The 23,416-nt window shown below is 68.2% G+C and carries 22 protein-coding genes; 8 read left to right on the top strand and 14 right to left on the bottom strand.

Translation table 11 applies throughout. The features are described from left to right. Positions 1 to 30: 30 nt before the first annotated feature. From atpB to prmC, 5 genes are all read right to left on the bottom strand, one after another. Positions 31 to 774, bottom strand: a complete 744-nt coding sequence (gene atpB / locus JOE67_RS14310; protein WP_204976191.1) for a F0F1 ATP synthase subunit A — start codon at positions 772 to 774, stop codon at positions 31 to 33. A 179-nt stretch (positions 775 to 953) separates the two neighbouring features. Beyond that, the gene (locus JOE67_RS14305; protein ID WP_204976190.1) at positions 954 to 1,463 is read right to left on the bottom strand and encodes a Cg1360 family ATP-synthase-associated protein; all 510 of its coding nucleotides are present in this window, start codon (positions 1,461 to 1,463) and stop codon (positions 954 to 956) included. Next, the gene (locus JOE67_RS14300; protein ID WP_204976189.1) at positions 1,463 to 2,647 is read right to left on the bottom strand and encodes an MraY family glycosyltransferase; all 1,185 of its coding nucleotides are present in this window, start codon (positions 2,645 to 2,647) and stop codon (positions 1,463 to 1,465) included. The genes JOE67_RS14305 and JOE67_RS14300 overlap by 1 nt, the downstream gene beginning before the upstream one ends. After that, entirely contained in the window at positions 2,644 to 3,360 is a 717-nt protein-coding gene (locus JOE67_RS14295) for an L-threonylcarbamoyladenylate synthase (RefSeq protein ID WP_204976188.1), read from the bottom strand. Before JOE67_RS14295 ends, JOE67_RS14300 begins: the two co-directional genes overlap by 4 nt. A 64-nt stretch (positions 3,361 to 3,424) precedes the next feature. After that, positions 3,425 to 4,282, bottom strand: coding sequence for a peptide chain release factor N(5)-glutamine methyltransferase (gene prmC / locus JOE67_RS14290; RefSeq protein WP_204976187.1), 858 nt, complete (start codon positions 4,280 to 4,282; stop codon positions 3,425 to 3,427). 102 nt (positions 4,283 to 4,384) lie between these two features. Here prmC and cysK point away from each other — a divergent pair, with 102 nt between their 5' ends. Continuing rightward, a complete protein-coding gene (cysK, locus tag JOE67_RS14285) occupies positions 4,385 to 5,323 on the top strand; it encodes a cysteine synthase A (RefSeq protein WP_204976186.1) in 939 nt (312 codons plus the stop codon). 8 nt (positions 5,324 to 5,331) lie between these two features. Next, entirely contained in the window at positions 5,332 to 5,901 is a 570-nt protein-coding gene (epsC, locus tag JOE67_RS14280; protein ID WP_204976185.1) for a serine O-acetyltransferase EpsC, read from the top strand. A 28-nt stretch (positions 5,902 to 5,929) separates the two neighbouring features. On the opposite strand, the gene JOE67_RS14275 is transcribed toward epsC, so the two are convergent. The 6 genes from JOE67_RS14275 to lysA all read right to left on the bottom strand — a co-directional run bounded on the left by JOE67_RS14275 (position 5,930) and on the right by lysA (position 13,512). After that, on the bottom strand, positions 5,930 to 6,439 hold the full coding sequence (locus JOE67_RS14275) for a GNAT family N-acetyltransferase (RefSeq protein WP_338041621.1): 510 nt from the start codon (positions 6,437 to 6,439) through the stop codon (positions 5,930 to 5,932). Then, positions 6,436 to 7,518: a peptide chain release factor 1 gene (gene prfA, locus JOE67_RS14270; protein WP_204976184.1), complete on the bottom strand. Its 1,083-nt coding sequence runs from the start codon at positions 7,516 to 7,518 to the stop codon at positions 6,436 to 6,438. The genes JOE67_RS14275 and prfA overlap by 4 nt, the downstream gene beginning before the upstream one ends. Positions 7,519 to 7,542: 24 nt before the next feature. Then, positions 7,543 to 9,603, bottom strand: a complete 2,061-nt coding sequence (gene rho, locus JOE67_RS14265; protein WP_204976183.1) for a transcription termination factor Rho — start codon at positions 9,601 to 9,603, stop codon at positions 7,543 to 7,545. Positions 9,604 to 9,769: 166 nt separating this feature from the next. After that, the gene (gene thrB, locus JOE67_RS14260; protein WP_204977100.1) at positions 9,770 to 10,678 is read right to left on the bottom strand and encodes a homoserine kinase; all 909 of its coding nucleotides are present in this window, start codon (positions 10,676 to 10,678) and stop codon (positions 9,770 to 9,772) included. Positions 10,679 to 10,754: 76 nt separating this feature from the next. Then, complete coding sequence (locus JOE67_RS14255) at positions 10,755 to 12,071, bottom strand: homoserine dehydrogenase (protein ID WP_204976182.1); 1,317 nt, start codon at positions 12,069 to 12,071, stop codon at positions 10,755 to 10,757. 49 nt (positions 12,072 to 12,120) lie between these two features. Continuing rightward, positions 12,121 to 13,512, bottom strand: a complete 1,392-nt coding sequence (gene lysA / locus JOE67_RS14250; protein WP_204976181.1) for a diaminopimelate decarboxylase — start codon at positions 13,510 to 13,512, stop codon at positions 12,121 to 12,123. 126 nt (positions 13,513 to 13,638) lie between these two features. On the opposite strand from lysA, the gene JOE67_RS14245 reads away from it, so the two are divergent. Next, positions 13,639 to 14,691, top strand: coding sequence for a YihY/virulence factor BrkB family protein (locus JOE67_RS14245; RefSeq protein WP_204976180.1), 1,053 nt, complete (start codon positions 13,639 to 13,641; stop codon positions 14,689 to 14,691). Between the two features lie 3 nt (positions 14,692 to 14,694). On the opposite strand, the gene JOE67_RS14240 is transcribed toward JOE67_RS14245, so the two are convergent. The 3 genes from JOE67_RS14240 to JOE67_RS14230 are packed head-to-tail and all read right to left on the bottom strand — an operon-like array spanning position 14,695 to position 18,144. Continuing rightward, a complete protein-coding gene (locus JOE67_RS14240) occupies positions 14,695 to 15,462 on the bottom strand; it encodes an LmeA family phospholipid-binding protein (RefSeq protein WP_204976179.1) in 768 nt (255 codons plus the stop codon). Positions 15,463 to 15,466: 4 nt separating this feature from the next. After that, positions 15,467 to 17,128, bottom strand: coding sequence for an arginine--tRNA ligase (gene argS / locus JOE67_RS14235; protein WP_204976178.1), 1,662 nt, complete (start codon positions 17,126 to 17,128; stop codon positions 15,467 to 15,469). 32 nt (positions 17,129 to 17,160) lie between these two features. Next, the gene (locus JOE67_RS14230) at positions 17,161 to 18,144 is read right to left on the bottom strand and encodes an N-acetylglucosamine kinase (RefSeq protein ID WP_204976177.1); all 984 of its coding nucleotides are present in this window, start codon (positions 18,142 to 18,144) and stop codon (positions 17,161 to 17,163) included. A 112-nt stretch (positions 18,145 to 18,256) separates the two neighbouring features. Here JOE67_RS14230 and JOE67_RS14225 point away from each other — a divergent pair, with 112 nt between their 5' ends. The 5 genes from JOE67_RS14225 to JOE67_RS14205 all read left to right on the top strand — a co-directional run bounded on the left by JOE67_RS14225 (position 18,257) and on the right by JOE67_RS14205 (position 23,372). Next, positions 18,257 to 19,189, top strand: a complete 933-nt coding sequence (locus JOE67_RS14225; protein WP_204976176.1) for an SIS domain-containing protein — start codon at positions 18,257 to 18,259, stop codon at positions 19,187 to 19,189. Then, positions 19,186 to 19,938 (top strand): sugar isomerase domain-containing protein, encoded by a 753-nt coding sequence (locus tag JOE67_RS14220; RefSeq protein WP_204976175.1) that lies wholly within the window; start codon positions 19,186 to 19,188, stop codon positions 19,936 to 19,938. Before JOE67_RS14225 ends, JOE67_RS14220 begins: the two co-directional genes overlap by 4 nt. Positions 19,939 to 20,019: 81 nt before the next feature. After that, positions 20,020 to 21,438: an N-acetylglucosamine/diacetylchitobiose ABC transporter substrate-binding protein gene (ngcE, locus tag JOE67_RS14215; protein WP_204976174.1), complete on the top strand. Its 1,419-nt coding sequence runs from the start codon at positions 20,020 to 20,022 to the stop codon at positions 21,436 to 21,438. Between the two features lie 3 nt (positions 21,439 to 21,441). Beyond that, a complete protein-coding gene (locus tag JOE67_RS14210) occupies positions 21,442 to 22,464 on the top strand; it encodes a carbohydrate ABC transporter permease (RefSeq protein WP_204976173.1) in 1,023 nt (340 codons plus the stop codon). After that, the gene (locus JOE67_RS14205; RefSeq protein ID WP_204976172.1) at positions 22,461 to 23,372 is read left to right on the top strand and encodes a carbohydrate ABC transporter permease; all 912 of its coding nucleotides are present in this window, start codon (positions 22,461 to 22,463) and stop codon (positions 23,370 to 23,372) included. Before JOE67_RS14210 ends, JOE67_RS14205 begins: the two co-directional genes overlap by 4 nt. Positions 23,373 to 23,416: the final 44 nt, after the last annotated feature.

Genomic DNA, 23,416 nt, shown 5'->3' with positions numbered 1-23,416 from the left:
CGTTGGGTGGGACGGCAGTTGCCGACCCGCTCAGTGCTCTTCTGCGACCGCGAGCTGGATGTAGATCGCGGTGAGGACGGTGAAGACGTACGACTGCAGGACGACGACCAGGATCTCGAAGAGAGTGAAGGCGCCGCCGAAGGCGAGGGTGCCGACGCCGAGCGCCGCCCAGCCGCCACCTGCGGTGAAGAAGAAGAAGTGCGTTGCTGCGAAGCAGAGCACGAGGATCATGTGACCGACGACGAGGTTCATCATCAGACGGAGGGTGAGCGTCACCGGGCGGATGATGAAGGTGGAGATGAACTCCAGCGGGGTGACGATGATGTAGACGGGCCACGGCACTCCGGCGGGGAAGAGCGAGTTCTTCCAGAACCCGAGCGGGCTCTTCTTCATGCCGGCGTAGATGAAGGTCACGTAGCTGATGATGGCCAGCGTGAGAGGCACGGCGATGATCGCGGTGCCCGGCATGTTGAGGAACGGGATGATGCCCGTGATGTTCATGAACAGGATCATGAAGAACATGGTCACGAGCAGCGGCGCGAACCGCTCGCCGTCCTTGCGTCCGAGCAGGTCGTGGCCGATGCCGTTGCGCACGAAGCCGATGCCCATCTCGACGAGGCTCTGGAACCGTCCGGGCACGACCGTCATGCGACGGGTTCCGAGCCACATGATCAGCACGACGGCGATCACCGAGAGCAGCTGGATGAGGTGGATGCGGTGCATCGGCACGACGCCGAACGCGTTGAACAGGATCTCCGGGAAGAACTCGTCCATCGAGGGGCCGTGGAATTCACCGTCACCGGCGATCGGACGAACGGTCAGGGTCGCAACGGGATTCAAAAGCGCGGGCTCCAGCTTCGGGTCACCGGTCGGAACCGGGGCGACGAGGGACGGTGTGCATCAGCGCAAGCGCTCGCGAGACGAGCGGCGGGCACGGGTAAACACTACCAGATTCAGCGGTCGCCATCCGCCGCGGCGCGGCCCTGCCGGCCATCGACGTCGGGCTCGTCCTCCGGATTGGTGGTCGGGAGGTCGATGTCGCTGACATTGGGCAGGCGCATGCGCATGAGCACGATCATGTCGACCACGAGGGAGAGCACGACGCCGGCCACGATCGACAGGAAGAACACCATGGGCGAGATCCACGGCTGCCCGCCGAGGATGATCATCACCACGAGGAAGACACCGAGCTTGAGCAGCCAGCCGCCCAGGACGATCGCGAAGAACAGCTGCACATAGATCGGATCGCCGAACCAGCGATTGGCGAACAGGATGCTGCCCGCCGTGATCCCGAGGAACAGGAATGCGAGAAGCACGCCGATCAGCCCGCTCCACATCCCGCTCATGCCGTCGACGGCATATCCGATCCCTGCTGCGGCCAGGGCGAGTACGAGGGCGGCTCCTGCGGACCACGCGAGCGTGCGGCGCAGAATGGGTGTGCTCGAGACGGGGCTCGGGGTCATCAGGGCTCCCTGTGCGGTTCGGAGTCGGATTCGTCCAGGCTGGACGCGGAGGTGGATGCCAGGCGGGCTCGCGGCGGTGTGCGCGTGACGATGAGGCACGCGATGATGCCGACGACCCCGAACGCGATAGCGGCGAAGTAGCCGCCAGGCCAGTCCTGGCGGCCGGCGATGTACATCAGCAGCACGGTCAGCGAGATGACCGCACTCCATGCGTAGAAGATCAGCACCGCATCGCGATGACGGTGTCCGAGATCGAGCATCCGATGATGCAGATGCTTGCGGTCCGGTGAGAAGGGCGACTTGCCGGCGCGCATACGACGGAAGACGGCGAGACCGAAGTCGAGCAGCGGGAGCATCACGATCACCAGTGGCAGGACGATCGGGATGAATGCTCCCAGAAGCTGGGAGCGGCCGAAGCGCTCGGGATCGAAGGCGTTCACATCGCCCTGGGTGGTGAGCGCGATCGTCGACGTCGCCATCAGGAGACCGAGCACGAGCGCACCGGAATCCCCCATGAACAGCTTCGCCGGGCTCCAGTTCAGCGGAAGGAATCCGAGGCAGGCGCCGATGAGCACGGCGGCGAGGAACGTCGCGAGGTTGAAGTAGCTCGTGGCGCCGGAGTCGCGGGTCAGGATGTACGCGTACACGAAGAACACGCCGTTGGCGATCAGGCACACCCCGGCGACGAGACCGTCGAGCCCGTCGATGAAGTTCACCGCGTTCATCACAACCACGATCGCGAACATGGTGATCGAGATGCTCACCCAGCTCGACACGAGGATCATGTCGCCGACGGGCAGGGACAGGATCTGCAGCCCTCCCCCGACCGAGATGATGCCGGCCGCGAGGAACTGTGCGGCGAGCTTGATCATCCAGTCGAGATCGATCAGATCATCGACGACTCCGACCACCGCGATCAGCAGCGCCGCGGCGAGGATCGCCCACAGGGTGTTCGGCGGTGACCACATGCGCTCGAAGAAGGGGTTGGCGGCCGATATCAGGATCGCGGCGGCGATGCCGATGAACATCGCCACCCCGCCCAGGCGCGGTGTCGGGGTCTTGTGCACATCGCGTTCACGGATGCCAGGGTAGAGCTTGAACCTCAGGCTCAGGCGCCACACCGCCCAGGACAGCGCGAAGGTGATCGCCGCCGTCAGGATGATCGTGAACAGGTACTGCTTCACTCTTCGTCGACCGGGCTCTCATCGACCTCGGCGGGCTCCTCCTCCGGCTCGAGCAGGTCTCCGAGCACCTCGGCCAGTTGCTCGCGGCTGACAGCACCCTCACGCAGGATGCGCACCACCGGAACCTCGCCCTCGGGCGTCGCTACGAGCGAGGTGGCGTCGACGATCGTCGACGGGATGCCGTTCTCGCTATAGCCCTCCTCGAGGTAGACCGCGACGCTGTCGCCGAGCATCTCCTGAGCGTCAGAGGCGATGATCGCCGCGTCGCGACCCGTGAGATTGGCGCTCGACACGGCGAGCGGGCCGGTCTCGGCGAGCAGCTCCAGGGCGACGCGACGGTCGGGCATCCGCACGGCGACGGTGCCCTTGGTCTCGCCGAGGTCCCAGGTCAACGACGGCTGAGCGGGCAGGACGATCGTGAGTCCGCCTGGCCAGAACGCGTCGACGAGCTTCTGCACCGCCGCGGGCACCTCCTCGACGAGTGCTGCGAGCACGTCCGGGCCTGCCACCAGCACGGGCGGCGGCATGTCGCGCCCGCGGCCCTTCGCATCCAGCAGCCGCTGCACCGCAGCCGGCGAGAAGGCGTCGGCGGCGATGCCGTACACGGTGTCGGTGGGAAGCACGATGAGCTCACCGCGGGCGATGGCCTGGCGGGCGTGGCGCATGCCGGCGAGGATCTGAGAATCGTCGCGGCAATCGAAGACAGTTGACATGGCATGCCCAGTCTACGTCGGTCAGCCCTGTGACCACCTGGCAGGGCGCGGCCCGGCAGGCGTGTCAGGCGCGCAGCGCGGTCGTCGCGCGGTCGCGTCGAGTGAGGTCCTGGTGCGTCGCCGCTGCGCACCAGCCGTCTGCGCTCAGGATGTCCCGGATGGCCGCGCCCTGGAGTTCACCGTGCTCGAGCACCAGGAGGCCGCCGGAGTGCAGCAGCTCCTGCGCGCGGCGGCTGATCACACGGACGACGTCCAGCCCGTCGGCGCCGCCGTACAGCGCCTGCGCCGGATCGTGCAGACGCACCTCGGGATCGCGGGGGATCGCCGCGTCAGGCACATACGGAGGGTTGGAGATGACGACGTCGACCGCGCCCCGCAGCTCGTCGAACGCTGTCGCGAGGTCACCGTGCACGAGGGTCAGGTTCTCGACCCCCCGCACGTTGCGAGCCGCCCAGGCGTGGGCCTCGGCGGAGCGCTCGACGGCGTGCACGCGCGCATGCGGCACCTCTGTCGCCATCGCGAGGGCGATGGCCCCGCTGCCCGTTCCGAGATCGATCGCGGTCGGTGCGGGCGAAGCGCTCTCCAGGAGCGCGTCGATCGCGAACTGCACGACCGTCTCCGTCTCGGGCCGCGGGACGAAGACGCCAGGTCCGACGGCGAGCTCGAGGTGACGGAACGCGGCGCGCCCGGTCAGATGCTGCAGCGGTTCACGAGCGGCACGGCGGTCGACGAGTGATGCCAGCCGCTCGGCATCCGGATCGGCCATCTCATCGCCACGGACGACGGCAGCCTGCAGCTCGCCGCGCCCCCGTCCGAGCACGTACCCGATCAGCAGCTCGGCATCGACGAGCGGATCCGGGACGCCGGCGTCCGCCAGCCGCTGCGCGACGGCGCGCAGCTGCGCTGAGATGAGGATGGGCATCCTCTCAGCGTAGGCGGTTGGCGGATGCGGTCACATTCCGTCATCAGACGAGGCCCGCACCGTAGGCTGATCTCGCTGAACCCCGCATACGAAAGGTCTGTCATGACCGGCATCCACAACGACATCACGAGCACCTTCGGCAACACTCCGCTCGTGCGACTGAACCACCTGACCGAGGGCATCGATGCCACCGTGCTCGTCAAGCTCGAGTCGTTCAACCCGGCGTCCAGCGTGAAGGACCGCATCGGGATCGCGATCGTCGATGCCGCCGAGGCATCGGGCGAGCTCAAGCCGGGCGGAACGATCGTCGAGGCGACCAGCGGCAACACCGGCATCGCGCTGGCGATGGTCGGCGCCGCGCGCGGCTACCGCGTCATCCTGACGATGCCCGCGTCGATGTCGAAGGAACGACGGGTTCTGCTCAAGGCATTCGGTGCCGAGCTCGTGCTCTCCGATCCCACGAAGGGCATGAGCGGCGCGATCGAGACTCTCAAGGAGATCATCGAGAGCACCCCAGGCGCCGTGTGGGCGCGTCAGTTCGAGAACGCCGCGAACCCGCAGATCCACCGTGACACCACCGCGCAGGAGATCCTCCGCGACACCGATGGCGACGTCGACATCTTCGTCGCAGGCGTCGGCACCGGCGGCACCGTCACCGGCACCGGCCAGGCGCTGAAGGCTGCCATTCCCGGCATCAAGGTCATCGCCGTCGAGCCGAAGGACTCCCCCCTGCTCTCCGAGGGACGCACTGGACCCGCGAAGATCCAGGGCATCGGCCCGAACTTCGTTCCTCCCGTGCTCGACCGCGACGTGATCGACGAGATCATCACCGCCGAGTTCGACGAGTCCATCGCGACCGCGAGGGCGCTGGCCGCCAAGGAGGGCATGCTGGTCGGAATCTCATGCGGTGCCGCTGTGGCGCAGGCGCTCAAGGTCGCCGCCCGCCCCGAGAACGCCGGCAAGACGATCGTCGTCATCGCCCCCGACACGGGCGAGCGCTACATCAGCACCGCGCTGTTCGAAGACCTGCGCGAGGACTGATCCCCGCCGTGCGCATCTTCTCCCGGGTCCGCGAAGACCTCGCCGCTGCGCGCCGCCGCGACCCCGCCGCCCGCAGCGGGGTGGAGGTGGCTCTGCTGTACCCGGGATTGCACGCCGTGTGGAGCCACCGGCTCTGGCACGCTCTGTGGCGACGTGACCTGCGCTTCGTAGCGAGGATGGGATCGCAGGTGACCCGCTGGCTCACCGGCATCGAGATCCACCCCGGTGCGCGGATCGGGCGGCGCTTCTTCATCGACCACGGCATGGGCGTGGTGATCGGCGAGACCGCTGAGATCGGCGATGATGTGATGCTCTATCACGGAGTCACGCTCGGCGGTCGCACGCGCGATCACGGCAAGCGGCACCCGACCCTCGAGGACGGCGTGTCCGTGGGTGCCGGTGCGAAGATCCTCGGTCCCGTGCGCATCGGCGCGCGTTCCGTGGTCGGCGCGAATGCCGTCGTGACGAAGGATTCTCCGGCCGACAGCATTCTGGTTGGCGTGCCGGCGAAGCCCCGCCGGCGCACCGAGAGCGATGACTCACGCGCTCTGCTCACCGCGGCCGACTACGTGATCTGAGATCGGCGAAAGCCCTGCTGTGCGGGGGTCAGAGAGCGAGATGCATCACGTGCAGGCCGACCAGGCCGTGCCTGCGCGAGACGAACGCTGCCGGCACGGTGCCTATGATCTCGAAGCCGAGCGACTGCCAGAGGCGCACCGCGCCGGTGTTGGTCTCGACCACAGCGTTGAACTGGATGGCCGAGAATCCCTGGGCGCGGTGCCAGTCGATCATGTGGCGTGCCAGCGCCGTGCCTACACCCGCTCCGCGCACGGACGGGTCGACCATGAAGGACGCGGTGCCGACATGCGAGCCTCGGCCGGGGCGGTTCGGACCCATCTTCGCCGACCCGACGACGCGCCCGTCGAGCACGGCGACGACCGTGCGGGCGGGAGCCTGCTCCATCCAGAGCGCCGACGCCTGCTCGGAGCTGAGGCCGTCCGGGTAGGCGTACGTCTCGCCGTCTTCGACGATGGCGGCGAAGAACGGGAATATCTGAGGCCAGTCGGCAGCGGTGGCGTCGCGGATCAGCATCCGGTCGCGTCCGTTCGCACTCACGAGTCGTCGCCGCCAAGGGCCGCCAGGCGGGCGTCCTCGTCAGCGTGGATCGCTGACTCGATGATGGGCTCGAGAGCCCCGTCCATCACCTGATCGAGGTTGTACGCCTTGTAGCCGGTGCGATGATCCGCGATGCGGTTCTCGGGGAAGTTGTAGGTGCGGATGCGCTCGGAGCGGTCCATGCCGCGGATCTGCGATCGACGGGCGTCGGATGCTGCGGCGTCGAGCTCCTCCTGCTGCTTGGCGAGCAGCCGCGCGCGGAGCACGCGCATGGCCGCCTCGCGGTTCTGGAGCTGCGACTTCTCGTTCTGCATCGACACGACGATCCCCGTGGGCACGTGCGTGATGCGCACCGCCGAGTCGGTCGTGTTGACCGACTGGCCGCCGGGGCCGGACGAGCGATATACGTCGATCTTCAGATCGTTCTGATCGATCTGGATCTCCTCCGGCTCGTCGACCTCGGGGAAGACGAGGACACCCGTCGTCGAGGTGTGGATACGGCCCTGCGATTCGGTCGCGGGAACGCGCTGAACGCGATGCACTCCGCCTTCGTACTTCAGGTGCGCCCAGACGCCCTGAGACGGATCGGTCGATGACCCCTTGATCGCGACCTGCACGTCCTTGTAGCCACCCAGATCGGACTCGTTGCGTTCCAGCAGCTCGGTCTTCCAGCCCTTTGAGGCGGCGTACTGCACGTACATGCGCAGCAGGTCGGCGGCGAACAGCGCCGACTCGGCCCCGCCCTCCCCCGCCTTGATCTCCATGATCACGTCACGCGCGTCATCGGGATCGCGAGGGATCAGCAGGCGGCGCAGCTTCTCTTGAGCGACACGCAGCCCCTCCTCGAGAACAGGCACCTCGTCGGCGAACGCGTCGTCCTCCCTGGCGAGCTCACGGGCCGCCTCGAGGTCGTCGGATGCGGCCGTCCATGCCTCATGAGCGGCCACGATGCGGTTCAGCTCCGCATAGCGCCGATTCACGCGCTTGGCGCGAGCGGCATCGGCGTGCACCGCCGGGTCGGAGAGCTCCTCCTGCACCCGGCGATGCTCCTCGATGAGGGCCCGGACCGAATCGAACACGCCTCTGCTCCGCTCAGCGGTGGATCAGCGGATGCTGTTCTCGTGGGCGTGCGAGCCGCCGTTCGAGCCCGGCGTCGGCACCGACTTCTGCATCTGGAAGAGGAACTCGACGTTGGAGCCGGTCTCCTTGAGCTTGCCCAGAACGACCTCGAGCGCCTGCTGCGGGTCGAGGCCCGCAAGGGCGCGCCGCAGCTTCCACGTGATCTTGACCTCGTCTGCCGAGAGCAGCATCTCCTCGCGGCGCGTGCTGGACGCGTTCACGTCGACCGCCGGGAAGATGCGCTTGTCGGCGAGCTGACGAGACAGACGCAGCTCGCTGTTGCCGGTGCCCTTGAACTCCTCGAAGATCACCTCGTCCATCTTCGAGCCGGTCTCGACGAGAGCGGTAGCGAGAATGGTCAACGAGCCGCCGTTCTCGATGTTGCGGGCAGCGCCGAAGAAGCGCTTGGGCGGGTAGAGCGCCGCGGCGTCCACGCCTCCGGTGAGCACACGGCCCGACGCGGGGGTGGAGATGTTGTACGCGCGTCCCAGTCTGGTGATCGAGTCGAGCAGCACCACGACGTCACGGCCCAGCTCGACCAGGCGCTTGGCCCGCTCGATGGCGAGTTCCGCGACCGTCGTGTGGTCTTCCGCCGGGCGATCGAAGGTCGAGGCGATGACCTCGCCCTTGACCGTGCGCTGCATGTCGGTGACCTCTTCGGGGCGCTCGTCGACGAGCACGACCATGAGGTGCACCTCGGGGTTGTTCTGAGCGATCGCGTTGGCGATCTGCTGCAGGACGATCGTCTTGCCCGCCTTGGGCGGTGCGACGATCAGTCCGCGCTGGCCCTTGCCGATCGGGGCGACCAGGTCGATGATCCGCTGGGTCAGCTTCTCGGGAGCGGTCTCGAGCCGCAGGCGCTCCTGAGGGTACAGCGGCGTCAGCTTGCCGAACTCGACGCGGTTCGCGGCGTCGTCGGGAGAGAGGCCGTTGATCGAGTCGACCTTCACCAGCGCGTTGTACTTCTGACGCCCCTGCTGCTCGCCCTCGCGAGGCTGCTTGATCGCACCGACGACGGCATCGCCCTTGCGCAGGTTGTACTTCTTGACCTGCCCGAGCGAGACGTACACATCGCTGGAGCCCGCGAGGTAGCCGGTGGTGCGCACGAAGGCGTAGTTCTCGAGGACGTCGAGGATGCCCGCGACGGGGATGAGCACATCATCCTCGCCGATCTCGGTCTCGAACTCGTCGGATGTCGCGTTGGCGCCGCCGCGGCGCTTGCTGCCGCGCTGACGCCCGCGGCCCGAACCGCCATCGTCGTCGGAGTCGTTCTGACGGTCGTTCTGACCGCTGCCGCTCTGCGACCCGCCGTTCTGTCCGTTGGCGCTCTGGCCGTTCTGGGCGTTGCCTCCACGACCACGGCTGCGGCTGCGGCTCCGGCTGCGGCTGCGGCCCGAGCCCTCGCCGTCGGTCTCGCCCTCGCCGTTGCTCTGATCGGCCGATGCCTGCGCCTGCTCGCTCTGTGCAGAGTCGGCAGTCGCCTCAGCCTGAGCCTCGTTCTCGGCGGCCTTGGCACCGCGGCGGCCACGTGCGGGACGCTTCGCGGGCTCGGAGGGGGCCTCTGCCGACTGCTCGTCGCTGCTGCCCTTCTCCTTCTTGCCTGCGGCGGCACCGGCGTCAGCAGCGGGAGCCTCGGCGGCACCGTCCGCATCCACCGCAGTCGCAGCATCGGCATCCGCCTTCTTGGGGCGAGCGGCGCGCTTGCGCGCAGGCTTCGCCGGCGCCTCGGCGTCGTCGGACTTCTCTGCGGCGGGCGTCGCCGGTGCGGCCTCGGCCGGAGCGTCGGCGACCGGCAGGTCGAGCGTCTCGGCGTCGGCCTTCTTGGCGCGCGTACGGCGCGGGGTCTTGGCCTTCGGCTGCTCCTCAGCGGGAGCAGCGTCCGAAGACGACGCGGCGGGCGTCTCGGCCACGGACGCCTCGGTGGCGGCCGCAGCGGAGGCTGTGGTGGCGCGACGCGGCGCGCGCTTGCGCACCGGTGCCGCAGCCTGGGTCGCCACCGATTCGGTAGCCGTGGTGTCGTTCTGGGTCTCGGAGAGGTTCTCCACGAGTACTCCCTCATATGTCGTGGGAAGACGAGCAGTCCGACGAGCACGCAGCGGATGCCGCGTGCATCACACGCGCCGACGCAGAGCGCCTGCCAGCCAGTACCTGGATGTTCCTGGGGATCGCGTGCGGACTTCGCAGAATTGCGATAGGGCGAGAATCACGAAGTTACGTGGTGCCCTCCGCTCGTTCCCTCACTGTACCACCCTGCACGTCAACGGCGAGCATGTGCGCCTGCCACGGAGTGTCCGTCACAGCATCCGCGACCTCCACCGCGCGCTGTCGTGCACCGGGGCCGTCTGCCAGCACGAGAACGCTGGGGCCTGCGCCCGATACGACGGCGGCGAAGCCCTCTGCGCGCAGCGCCTGCACCAGGCGGAGCGTTTCGGGCATCGCGGGGCCGCGGTAGTCCTGATGAAGCCGGTCGTCGGTCGCGTCGAGCAGCAGCTCGGGGCTCTGCGTGAGCGCGGCGATCAGCAGGGCCGAGCGCGACACATTGAAGACGGCGTCCTCACGTGAGACCTGCGGTGGCTGCAGCGAGCGGGCCAGCGAGGTCGACATGGTGAATCCGGGGACGAAGACCAGCGGAGCGACGCCGCGATGCACGAGCAGCTTCTTGTGCTGCGGCCCGCGCTCCCCTGTCCAGGCGATCGTGAGTCCGCCGAACAGGGCCGGCGCCACATTGTCGGGATGGCCCTCGAGCTCGGTCGCAAGGCGCAGCAGGGTCTCATCGTCGAGGTCGACATCGCCCGCGAGCAGCCCCTTCGCGATGAGGATGCCCGCCGTCACGGCCGCGCCCGACGACCCGAGTCCGCGACCGTGCGGCACGCCGTTCTCGGCGTGCAGGTGCAGACCGGGCATCCGACGGCCGGCGTCCGCGTACACGTGCGCGATCGACCTGACCACGAGGTTGCTGGCGTCGGTGGGGATCTCGTCTGCGCCGGACCCGGCGACGTCGATCACGAGGCGGTCGTCGTCGAACGATGACGCCGTGAGCGTGTCATAGACGCTCAGAGCCAGACCGAGCGTGTCGAAGCCGGGCCCCAGGTTGGCGCTGGTCGCCGGCACGGTGACCATGACCGTGCGCACCGCCCCGTCGACGAGCGGTGCCTCGCCGGTGACCGGCTCAGCCGGTACCAGGGTCACTCCCACGTCACTCCCCCTCGACGCGAAGCACCGACACCACGCGCTCGACGACGTCGCTCGCCGCGAGACGATCGACCGCAGCGCTCAGCGCATCATCGGTCGCGCGGTGCGTGCCGATGATGAGCCGAGCGGTCTCGCCGTCGGCTCCGTCCTCTGCGGGGATGACGGTCTGCACGAGGGTCGCCACCGAGACGTCGCCGTCGCTGAGAAGACCCGCGATCGTGGCGAGCACACCCGCTTCGTCCGCCACCTCGAGGGTGATCTGGTAGCGGGTGAGCACGTGCCCGATCGAGACGACGGGCAGGTTCGCGCGCGTCGACTCGCCGACGCCGGTGCCGCCCGCGATGTGGCGCCGCGCTGCCGATACGACGTCGCCCAGAACGGCGGACGCAGTCTGCACCCCACCGGCGCCCGCACCGTAGAACATCAGCGAGCCGGCGGCCTCTGCCTCGACGAACACCGCGTTGTTGGCTCCGTGCACAGCGCCGAGCGGGTGGTCCCTCGGCACGAGCGCCGGATACACGCGCACCGAGATCGACTCGTCGCCGCCGTTTCCGAGACGCTCGCACACCGCGAGCAGCTTGATGACGAAACCGGCTTCGCGCGCTTCCTCGATCATGTCGGCCGTGATCGTGGTGATGCCCTCGCGGTGCACGGCCTCGAGCGGCACCGCGGTGTGGAACGCGAGCGATGCCAGGATCGCTGCCTTCTGCGCCGCGTCGTAGCCCTCGACGTCGGCGGTGGGGTCGGCCTCGGCGTAGCCGAGACGCTGCGCATCGGCGAGCACGTCGGCGAAGTCGGCGCCCTCGCCGTCCATGCGGTCGAGGATGTAGTTAGTGGTGCCGTTGACGATGCCCATGATCCGCACGACCCGGTCGCCGGCCAGCGAGTCCCGCAGCGGACGGATGATCGGGATGGCGCCCGCGGCGGCCGCCTCGTAGTACACCGACGCTCCAACGCGGCTCGCCGCGTCGAAGATCTCGGGACCGCGGGTGGCGAGCAGCGCCTTGTTCGCCGTCACCACATCCGCGCCCGAGCCGAGACCCAGCAGGATGTGCGAGCGCGCGGGCTCGATGCCCCCCATCAGCTCGATGACGATGTCGGCACCGGTGATCAGCGTCTCGGCATCCGTCGTGAACAGCTCACGAGGAAGGTCGACGTCACGCGGCGCGTCGACATCGCGCACGGCGATCCCGGCGAGCTCGAGGCGGGCGCCGGCGCGGTCGGCGAGCTCGTCGCCGTGACGCAGCAGCAGCGACGCCACCTGAGAGCCAACGGCTCCGGCTCCCAGCAGCGCAACGCGAAGTCGTCGGTAGTCAGTCATCTGCGCTCCTCAGCACGTCGGGTAGGGAAGTTCTGGCCGAGAAGGCCGGTCACTGCGAGATGCCCGCGTCGCGCGCGAGCAGGTCGGCGATGGACTCGCCGCGGACGATGACCCTCGAGACGCCGTCGGCGACGGCGACGATGGGCGGGCGGGGCACGTGGTTGTAATTGCTCGACAGCGGCGCGCAATAGGCGCCGGTCGCGGCGACGGCGAGCAGGTCACCGGGAGTGACGTCGGCGGGCAGGTACTCGTGATCGACCACGATGTCACCCGATTCGCAGTGCTTGCCGACGACGCGGACGAGCACGGGCTCACCCGTACCGGTTCGAGAGGCCAGTCGCGCCGAGTACTGCGCGCCGTAGAGCGCAGGACGGGCGTTGTCGCTCATGCCGCCGTCGACGCTGACGTAGCGTCGCACCGCGCTGTCGAGGGTCACGTCTTTCGTGGTGCCGATCTCGTAGAGGGTGACGCCGGCGTTGCCGACGATCGCCCTGCCGGGTTCGAACGACAGGTCCGGCAGCGGGATGCCGCGCGCCGCGCAGCCCTCGGCGACCGTCGACACGATCGCCTCGGCGAGGTCGGCGATCGGCGTGGGGTCGTCGACACGGGTGTACGCGATGCCGAAGCCGCCGCCGAGGTTCAGCTGAGGGATCTCACCGCCCTCGAGCAGTTGCTGGTGCAGATCGAGCACGCGCGACGCGGACTCTCGGAAACCGGCCACGCCGAAGATCTGCGAGCCGATGTGGCAGTGCAGACCGGTGAAGACGAGACCGTCCACCTCACGGATGCGCGTGACGGCAGCAGCCGCATGGTCGAGCGGGAAGCCGAACTTCTGATCCTCATGCGCCGTCGCCAGGAAGTCGTGGGTCTCGGCGTGCACGCCGCTGTTGACGCGCAGCATGACTCTCTGCGATGCCCCCGTGCGCGAGACGATCGCCGCGAGACGCTCGATCTCGATGACGCTGTCGATGATGATCGTGCCGACACCGACCTGCACCGCACGCTCGAGCTCGGCGACCGACTTGTTGTTGCCGTGGAAGCCCAGCCTTCCGGCATCCGCTCCCCCGGCGAGCGCCACCTCGAGCTCGCCACCGGTGCAGACATCGACGTTCAGTCCCTCGTCGAGAACCCACCGCACGATCGACGTGGTCAGCAGCGCCTTGCCCGCATAGTAGACGCGGGCCGACGTGCCGTGCGCGGTCGCCGCCCGGTCGAACGCGGCGCGCAGCACCGACGCACGGCGACGCACCTCGTTCTCGTCGATAACCTGCAGCGGCGTGCCGTAGGTGCGGGCGAGCTCCCCGACCCCGACACCGCCGATGCGCAGCTCGCCAGAGGCATCGCGCTCTGCGGACTGCGGCCACACCGCCTCGACCAGGTCGTTGGCGTCGTCGGGAACGGACAGCCATCCGGGGGCGGGAGGGGAATCAGCGGAATGCACGCAGCACCAATCGGGTCACGGGGTCTCGCCGTGTCGGCGACGTCGCCCCTGATTCTAAGACACCTCCGCGTCAACCCCTGCTCACATTCCGATGTGCTGAATAGTGTGGAGAGGATGGAGAGGCCGATGAGTTCAGAAGCAGATTCGACCACGCACCCGGCGCAGCAGGGATGGTTCGCACGGACGTCCGCGGACGTCATCCGGAGGCTGCTGCGGTTCCGGATCGTCCGCGCCGCACTGCTGTACACCGGCAGGCGCGGCCCGATGCTCGCCGACGCCGTGACATATCGAGCCCTGTTCAGCGTCTTCGCCGCAGTGCTGCTCGGATTCTCCGCGGCCGCCCTGTGGCTGTCGCAGGACGCGGTCGCCTGGACAGCCGTGGTCTCGGCGGTGGACTCGGCTGTGCCAGGGCTCGTCAGCACCGACCAGGAGAAGGGTCTCATCGACCTCGACGAGATCACCGCCCCGGCCGGGCTGTCCGTGGCCGGTGTGATCTCGCTCGTCGGCCTCATCGGCTCGGCGCTGGGCGCCATCGGGTCGATGCGCAACGCCGTCCGCACGATCGCCGGCACAGAATCGACCGACGTGGCGTGGTGGCTGGTGCTGCTGCGCAGCATCCTGCTCGCGCTGATCATCGGCGGCGGCTTCGTCGGCGCGGCCGCGCTCACGTTCGCCGGTGATGCGGTCGTGAGCTGGATGGCAGGGCTCTTCGGCGTGCCTGACGACTCCCCCGCTGTGTTCTGGACGGTGCGGCTTCTCTCTCTGGTCATCGTGTTCGCCCTCGATGCACTTCTGATCGCCGCCGTGTACCGGATGCTGTCGGGCGTACGCGCCTCGGGCGGGGCCCTCTGGGGCGGTGCACTCGTCGGCGCGGCCGGACTGCTGGTGCTGCAGGAGCTGTCAGGCCTGTTCGTCGGCGGCGCGAAGTCCAACCCCCTGCTCGCCTCCTTCGCCTCGCTGCTGGCGCTGCTGCTCTGGCTGAACCTGTCGACGCAGGTGATCCTGCTCGCGAGTTCACTCATCACGGTGTCGCATCGTGAGCAGAGCGACAGGGTGGCTGAGCGCTTCGGTGCCGACACACTGCCCGAGTTCGCGCTGCGCAGGGCGGAGGACGACGTGCGCGCCGCCACGGCGACTCTGCGAGCGGCCCAGAAGGCCGCGGCCCCCGATCACCCCTGACGCTCAGGACCGCGGGCAGGTGCCGTTCTCGAGCAGCTTCTGGTCGACCGTGATCCGACCGTCGGCTGAGATGTCGGCTACGGCGCTGGTCCCCTCGATGCGCAGTCCGGTGAGGGTGATTCCCACGGGCAGCCGGTCGGCGATGCACACGCGCTGCGGCTGGGTGATGGTGTCGCCTGCCGAGCCGATCATGCCGGAGACCGCATCGAGGTTCACATCCATGCCGTTCAGGGAGAGGGACACGGGCGTGAGCAGCAGGTCCCCGTCTTCGGCGCCGGGGGTGACCGTGATGCCCACCGGGATCTGCCGGCCGAACAGGTCGACCTCGCCCTCGACGGTGGCGTTCGGCGCGGCCAGCGCGATGCGCGAGACCGGCAGCTGGGCACTGTCGAGCAGAGAGCTGAACTCGTCCTGATCGATGGAGACCGTGCCCTTCGCCGCTCCCAGCGCCCCGCCGCTGACGGGCACGTCAGTGGCGGTGACCCGAGCCGACCCGCTGATCCCGCCCACAGTCACCTCGTCGGAGGCGAGTCGCACCTCGTCCAACGTGCCGGCGATCAGCTGCGGGAGCATCATGCCCGGAACCTGCACGTCGAGCTGCTGGTCAGCGGGAAGGTCGAGGTTGTCGATCACGAGTGAGCGGACGGTGCTCGGTACGACCGAGCGGGCGATGAACTCGGCCGCCACCCCGAGTGCGGCCAGCACGAGCACGATGACGAGCACGACCCACGGCCAGCGCGCCCTGCGCCTGGCGGACGATGCGCTCGTCATCCGGTCACATCCTCTCGGGAGCCGAGACGCCGAGCAGGTCGAGTCCGTTGCGCAGCACCTGTCCTGTGGCGTCGTTCAGCCACAGCCGTGTGCGGTGCACCGACTCGATCGGGTCGTCGCCCTTGGGGATGACACGGCAGTTGTCGTACCAGCGGTGGTACAGCCCCGCGAGCTCCTCGAGGTAGCGAGCGATGCGGTGCGGCTCACGCACCTCGGCGGCGAACGCCACCAGTCGCGGGAACTCCTGCAGGGCGCCGAGCAGCGCGCTCTCGGTCTCGTGGGTCAGCAGCTCGGGGGCGAACTCCGAGCGATCGACGCCGGAGTCGGCGGCGTTGCGGGAGACGTTGTGGGTGCGCGCGTGGGCGTACTGCACGTAGAACACGGGATTGTCATTGGTGCGCTTCTGCAGCAGCTCGGGATCGAGGTCGAGCGGCGAGTCCGCTGGTGAGCGCTCGAGCGCGTAGCGCAGCGCGTCCGTGCCGATCCACGAGCGAAGGTCGTCCATCTCGATGATGTTCCCCGCGCGCTTCGACAGGCGAGCGCCCCGCACCGAGACCAGTTGGCCGATGAGCACCTCGATGTTCTTCTCGGGGTCCTCTCCCGCCGCGCCCGCGACCGCCTTGAGGCGGTGCACGTAACCGTGGTGGTCGGCCCCGAGCAGATAGATCTTGTTCTGGAAGCCGCGGTCGCCCTTGTTGAGGTAGTAGGCGGCATCGGCGGCGAAGTAGGTGTATTCGCCGTTCGAGCGGCGGATCACGCGATCCTTGTCGTCACCGAAGTCGGTCGTGCGCACCCACACGGCGCCCTCTTCGTCGAAGACATGGCCCTGCGCACGCAGACGGTCGACGGCCTGGTCGACGAGGCTCGGGCCCCCGGAGTCTGCGTGCAGCGTGCGCTCGGAGAACCACACGTCGAACGGCACGTTGAAGGCGTCGAGGGATGCCTTGATCTCGGCGAGCTGATACTCGTACGCCTGGTCGCGGGCGACGACGAGCTGCTCCGCCTCGGGCAGATCGAGCAGGCCGGGGTGCGCGGTGAGCACGCGCTGGGCGAGTTCGGCGATGTATGCACCCGGATAGCCGTCCTCCGGGGTCGGCTCACCCTTCGCCGCGGCGAGCACCGAACGCGCGAAGCGCTCCATCTGAGCGCCGGCGTCGTTGATGTAGTACTCGCGCACCGCCTGGGCGCCGCTGGCCAGCAGCAGGCGCACGATCGAGTCGCCGAGCGCCGCCCAGCGGGTGTGGCCGATGTGCAGCGGACCGGTGGGGTTCGCCGAGACGAACTCGACGTTGACCGAGACGCCCGCCTGCGAGGCGTTGGTGCCGTAGGCGGAGCCCTGGTCGACGATGGTCTTCGCGAGCGCGCCGGCGGCGCCCGCCTCGAGGCGGATGTTGATGAACCCGGGGCCGGCGATCTCGACCCCCGCGATGCCGTCGGACTGCGTGAGTCCGTCGGCGATGCGCTGGGCCAGGTCGCGCGGGTTCGTGCCGAGCCGCTTGGCAAGGCGCATCGCGATGTTGGTGGACCAGTCGCCGTGGTCGCGGTTGCGCGGGCGCTCCAGCACGATGTCCGCTGCCTCGAGCGCGAGCTGCTCGTCCGGTCGCAGCGAGACCGCGATGGGGTCGAGAACGGCGAGGACTGCGGCGGAGAGAGCTTCAGGGTTCATAGACGGCCAAGTCTACGGCTCGCCAGAACCTCTTACCGGAACGCCGCCACCGACTCGGTCAGGCGCCCGAGCACGGCGTCGTCCGCGGCGCCTCCGGCAGCGCGCACGGCGAGCACCGCGGCACCGACGGCACCGTCGCTGACCGACCTCAGGTCCAGGCCTTCACCGGCGGCCCCGAGTCGTGCGAGGAAGGCGTCGCGCACCGGACCGGAGCGGGTCAGCACGCTGCCGCCGATCACCACCGGCCCCGGACCCGCCAGCACGGCCGAGAGCGTGTCGGCCAGGTGCGCTCCTGCCGAGGTGAGGATGCCGTGCGCGACCGCATCGTCGACGTCGAAGGCGTACGGGGCGAGACCGGCGAGCTCGATCGGCGGATGCCCGTACAGCCGGCCGATCAGCTCTTCGAGCTCGAGCTGACGACCGTCCGTGCGAACCTCGGTGCGTGCGAGCTCGTAGTGCGCGAGGACGCGATCGGTGAGGGCGGTGGCAGGCCCTGTGCCATCGAGATCCTGCACCGCTGCGCGCGCGATCGCGTGGCCGATCCAGAACCCGCTCCCCCGGTCGCCGAGCAGCCATCCGAGGCCGTCACCGGCACCGTCGATGCGGCCGTCCTGCACGCGGATGACGCACGCGCCCGTACCCGAGACGAGCGCGTAGCCCAGCGGCGCCGCCGCCCCGCTGAAATACGCCGCGAGGAGGTCGGACTCGAAGCGGAGAGTCCCCCGGAACCCCGCGGGGGCGAGCCGCTGCATGAGCCAGTCGCCGCCACCGGATGCCCGCATGCCGGCCATGGCGGGCACGATGACGTCGACGTCGGCGAGATCGCGCCCGGTGGTCGCGAGAGCGCCGCGTATCGCATCCAGAACACCGGCCGCGGCTCGATCGGGGCCGGCGGAGATGGGGTTTCCCCGGCCCCCGACGCCGTAGCCGAGACAGCGACCTGCGGGGTCTGTGAGCACAGCCCGGGTCGATGTGCCCCCGGCGTCGACGCCGACGAGCAGCGGTTCGTGATTCATTTGTGATCTTGTCCTGTTTGACGTTTTCGTCGCGTGAGAATAGTTTTCATTGCAACGGAGATCGCCGGGCGAGAGCACTCGCCCGGAACCGCGGAAGAAGTTGGAGGCAATGGTGCCACGGACCCGGGACATCGGCAACGGCCTGACGATCGCACGGCGCATCGCAGACCGTCGACGCGCGATGCCCGCAGCGATGAGCAAGATCGCCGACGTCGTCACCGAGCATCCCGCCGCCCCCGTCGAGCTGACCATCACCGAGCTCGCAGACCGGGCCGGAACCTCTGCCGCGACCGTCACCAGGTTCTGCCGAGCGCTCGGCTTCGACGGGTACACGCAGTTCCGCGTCGGGGTCGCCTCGGAGATCGGCCGCGGCGACGCGGACGAGAGCTGGCAGGCCGACATGGGCCGCGAGCTGAGCGCATCGGACGAGCCGGGCAAGGTGCTCAACACCCTTCTGTCATTGCACGTCGAGAGCCTGCAGAGCACGGCGACCCGACTCGACCTCGACTCGGTGCTGCGCGCCGCCGATGCGATCACGGCCGCCCGCCACGTCGACATCTACGGCGTCGGCGGCAGCGGCGTCATGGCCCGCGAGTTCCAGGGGCGCCTGTACCGGATCGGGGTCAACGCCCACAGCTGGTCGGACGTGCACGACGGGCTCACCAGCGCGGTGCTGCAGGACCAGTCGTCGATCGCGATCGGCATATCGAGCACCGGTCGCACCGAGGAGACCGTGCAGATGCTCTCCCAGGCGCACTCCGCGGGCGCCTTCACCGTGGCCATCACCCACGACGCTGAGTCGCCTCTGGCCGCCCTCGCCGACATCTCGCTCGCCACAGCAGAGCCGACCGCCTATCTGCGCCCCGACGACCTCTCGGTGAAGCACTCGCAGCTGCTCGTGCTCGACCTGCTCTACGTGCTCGCCGCGCAGCAGACCTTCGGCGTCGCATCGACCCGCCTCGCCGCCAGCGCGATGGCCGTGGCCCCGCACCGCCGCGCACCGCGCACCACCAAGCCCGCCCCCGGCACCCAGGAGAACCGATGAGCGCCACCCCTACCGCGCTGCTGCATGAAGCGACGACCCGTCTCGAACGACTGGCCGCGGACGCCGAGCAGGGCGCCCTCGACCCCGCGATCGCGCTCATGGTCACCGCGCTCGACTGCGGCGGAGTCCTCCACGCCTTCGGTACCGGACACTCCGAGGCCTTCGCGATGGAGATCGCAGGTCGCGCCGGAGGCCTCATCCCCACCAACCGCTTCGCGCTCCGCGACATCGTCATGCACGGCGACCGCGAGGTCGAGGTGCTCACCGGCTCCCTCGAGAGGGAGCCATGGGTGGTCGACGAGCTGATGGCGACAGTTCCGGTCAACGAGCACGATGTGTTCCTCATCGCCTCCAACTCCGGCGTGAACGGCTCGATCGTCGGCACTGCGCTGTGGGCGAAGGAGCGCGGCCACTCCGTCATCGCCGTCACCAGCCTCGAGCACACCGCCCGTGTCGAGCCCAAGCATCCGAGCGGCAAGCGCCTCAGCGAGGTCGCCGACGTCGTGATCGACAATCTCGCACCGTACGGCGACGCCACCCTCGAGGTCGCCGACGGCATCGGCGCCGGCGCGATCTCATCGATCACCGCCGCCTTCATCGCGCAGCTGCTGACGCTCGGCGTCGCGCGCACGATCGCGGACCGCGGCGAGACCCCACCGATGTACATCTCCGCCAACATCCCCGGCGGCGATGAGCACAACTCCGTCCTTGAGGACCGCTACGCGGGCCGAATGCGACGGGGAGCTTGACCTCCGAGCTCGACCTGGGTTCCTGAGCTCGTCAACGAACCCGACCCTGAACACCGATCAATCACTACGGAAGGTAATGAGATGGACCTCAACGAAGCATCCATCAGCCGTCGCAACCTGCTGCGCGGCGCAGCCGCTGCAGCGATCCTGCTGCCGTTCGGCGCGACCCTCGCCTCGTGCGCGGCGCCGGGCGGCGGAGGCGGCGGAAACACCGGCGGCGGAGAGAAGAGCGCCGACAACCCGTTCGGCGTCGCAGCCAACGCCAAGGTCGACGCGGTCATCTTCGACGGCGGCTACGGCATCGACTACGTCGAGAGCGCCGCGAAGATCATGGAGGGCAACAAGAACCTCGACGGCGTGTCCGTGAAGGTCTCGTCGTCCACGAAGATCGCGCAGGAGCTGCAGCCCCGTTTCGTCGGCGGCAACCCGCCGGACCTCATCGACAACTCGGGTGCCAACTCGATCGGATGGAACACCATCCTCGAGCAGCTCGAGGAGCTCGACGACGTGCTCGACTCCGAGAACCTCGAGGGCGAGAAGATCCGCGACACGCTCTTCGGCGGCGTCGAGGCTCCCGGTACGTTCGACGGCCGCTTCGTCGCGCTGAACTACGTCATGACCGTCTACGGGATCTGGTACTCGTCCAGCCTGTTCGAGGAGAACGGCTGGGACGTCCCCACCTCGTGGCAGGACCTCAAGGCGCTCGGCGAGAAGGCGAAGGCCAAGGGCAAGTACCTCTTCCTCTGGGGCAAGGAGGCGGCGACCTACTACCAGACCATGGTCGTGGACTCCGCTGTCATCCAGGCCGGTGACGACTTCCGTCTGCCGCTCGAGAACCTCGACCCGAAGGCATGGTCGCACCCGGCCGTCCAGGGCATCCTCGAGATCCTGCACGACCTCATCAAGTCGGGCTACGTCAAGCCCGGCGGTGGCGGCACGCAGTTCACGCAGGCGCAGTCGCAGTGGAGCCTCGACCAGGAGGCCCTGCTGTACCCGTCGGGCTCGTGGATCGAGAACGAGATGAAGAAGACGACAGCCGACAACTTCAAGATGAAGGGCATCGCCGAACTCCCCCTCGACGACAAGCAGACCACGCCGAAGGGCACCATGCGCGCCGAGGCCGGCGAGCCGTTCATCGTCCCGTCCAAGGCGAAGAACCCGGCCGGCGGCAAGGAGCTGCTGCGCACGATGCTGTCGAAGGAGTCGGCCACTGCGTTCGCCAAGGCGAAGCTCGCTCCGACCATCGTCAAGGACACCGTTCCTGCCGATGGCTTCGGTTCGACCGCCCTCGTGTCGCAGTCCGAGCTGCTGGCGTCGGCGGGCGAGAACGTCTTCACCATCAAGTCGTTCAACCTGTACGGCATGAACTCCGACCAGCTGCCCATCTGGAACTCGTTCCTCGACGGCAAGATGACGGTCGCCGAGATCACGAAGCAGCTGCAGGCACTGACCGACAAGATCGCGAACGACAGCTCGGTCACCAAGATCGAGATCAAGTGACCCATGAGTAATTCCACCGTCAGCGGTGGACCGGGGTTGGAGACAGCCGCGGTCGTCGCGGCCGGGGCGGGGCGACGCAGGTCGCTCCGCCTCGGCGGGCGCAAGCTGACATTCGACTATGTCTCCTTCCTCCTGGTCTTCCTGGGGCTTCCGCTGGCGATCTTCCTGATCTTCGTGATCTCCCCGTTCGCGCAGGCGCTGTACTACGCGTCGACGAACTGGACGGGGTTCTCGGACACGATGGACTTCGTCGGCTTCGACAACTACGTGAGGCTGCTGAACGATCCCACCTTCATGCAGGCGATGCGCAACAACATCGTCCTCGCGCTGGTGGTGCCGCTGATCACCATCGTGATCGCCCTGATCTTCGCGAGCATGATCACGGTCGGCGGCCCGAGTCACGGTCAGGTGCGCGGGCTCAAGGGCTCGAGCTTCTACCGCGTCATCTCGTTCTTCCCGTACGTGATCCCCGCGATCGTCATCGCGATCCTCTGGAACATGATCTACACGCCCAGCGGTGGCCTGCTGAACGGCGTGCTCGGCCTCTTCGGCGTCACGGAGCAGCCCTCCTGGCTCGGCGACGAGCGCACCGCCATGGGCGCCACGATCTTCGTGATCGTGTGGAGCATGGTGGGCTTCTACATGATCCTGTTCATCGCCGCGATCAAGGGCATCCCGGCTGAGACGCTCGAGGCCGCCCGCATCGACGGCGCCGGCCGCTGGCGCACCGTCATCTCGATCCTGCTCCCGCAGATCCGAGACAACGTGCAGACCGCATACATCTACCTCGGCATCATGGCGCTGGACGCCTTCGTCTACATGGCCGGCCTCAACTCGACCGGCGGCCCCGGCAACAGCACCCTGGTCATGAGCCAGTACCTGTACCGCACCGCCTTCGAGAAGGGCCAGTTCGGTCTCGCCACGGCCATGGGAGTGGTGCTCGCCATCATCACGCTCCTGTTCGCAGCGCTGATCATCGGCGTGTTCCGCCTCATCGGCGGCAAGGACGAAGGAGGACGCTCATGAGCACCGACACCCGCGCGGCCGTGACCGTGAACCGTCGCAGCTCGACGCCGCGCCCGCCTCAGGTAGGGGTCCAGTCGACGGCAGGCGACAAGGCCGTCGGCATCACCTCGCACGTCGTGATGGCGATCTGGTCGCTCGTCGTGATCCTGCCGATGCTGTGGACGCTGCTCGGCTCCTTCAAGACCACGAAGGAGATCTTCGCGTCGCCGTTCGGGCTGCCGGAGAACTGGAACCTCGACAACTACATCAGCGCCTGGGTCGAGAACAACTTCGGCGGGATGTTCCTCAACACAGTCATCGTCGTCGGCGTAGCGTTGGTCTCGGTGATGATCCTCGGCGCCATGTGCGCCTATGTGCTGGCCCGATTCTCGGTGCCGGGCAGCAGGATCATCTACTACCTGATGCTGGCCGGCCTCACGTTCCCGGTCTTCCTCGCGATCGTGCCCCTGTTCATGATCCTGCAGAACATGCAGCTGCTCGGTTCGCTGTTCGGCCTGATCATCACCTACGTGGCATTCGCACTGCCGTTCACCGTGTTCTTCCTCTTCTCGTTCTTCAAGTCCCTGTCGTACGAGATCCAGGAAGCCGCGTACATGGACGGTGCGAGCGAGTGGCGCACGTTCTTCACGGTGATGCTGCCGATGGCCAAGCCCGGAATGGCCGCAGTCGCGATCATGAACTTCCTCGGACTGTGGAACCAGTTCCTGCTCCCGGTCGCCTTGAACCCCCAGAAGGACAACTGGGTGCTGTCGCAGGGTATGGCCGCCTATGCCTCATCGGCCGGCTACGCCCTCGACTTCGGCCAGATGTTCGCTGCGGTGATGATCACGATCATCCCGGTGCTGGTCGTCTACGTGCTCTTCCAGCGCCAGCTGCAGGGCTCGGTGGCTCAGGGCACCTCGAAGTAGGCATCCGCTCTCCGATCGCCCCCTCCCGCCTCGGCGCGAGGGGG

This window comes from Microbacterium esteraromaticum (genome assembly GCF_016907315.1).
Lineage (GTDB): Bacteria > Actinomycetota > Actinomycetes > Actinomycetales > Microbacteriaceae > Microbacterium > Microbacterium esteraromaticum.
The sequence above is the reverse complement of the archived record's forward strand: the minus strand, read 5'-3'. Positions and strand labels throughout refer to the sequence as shown.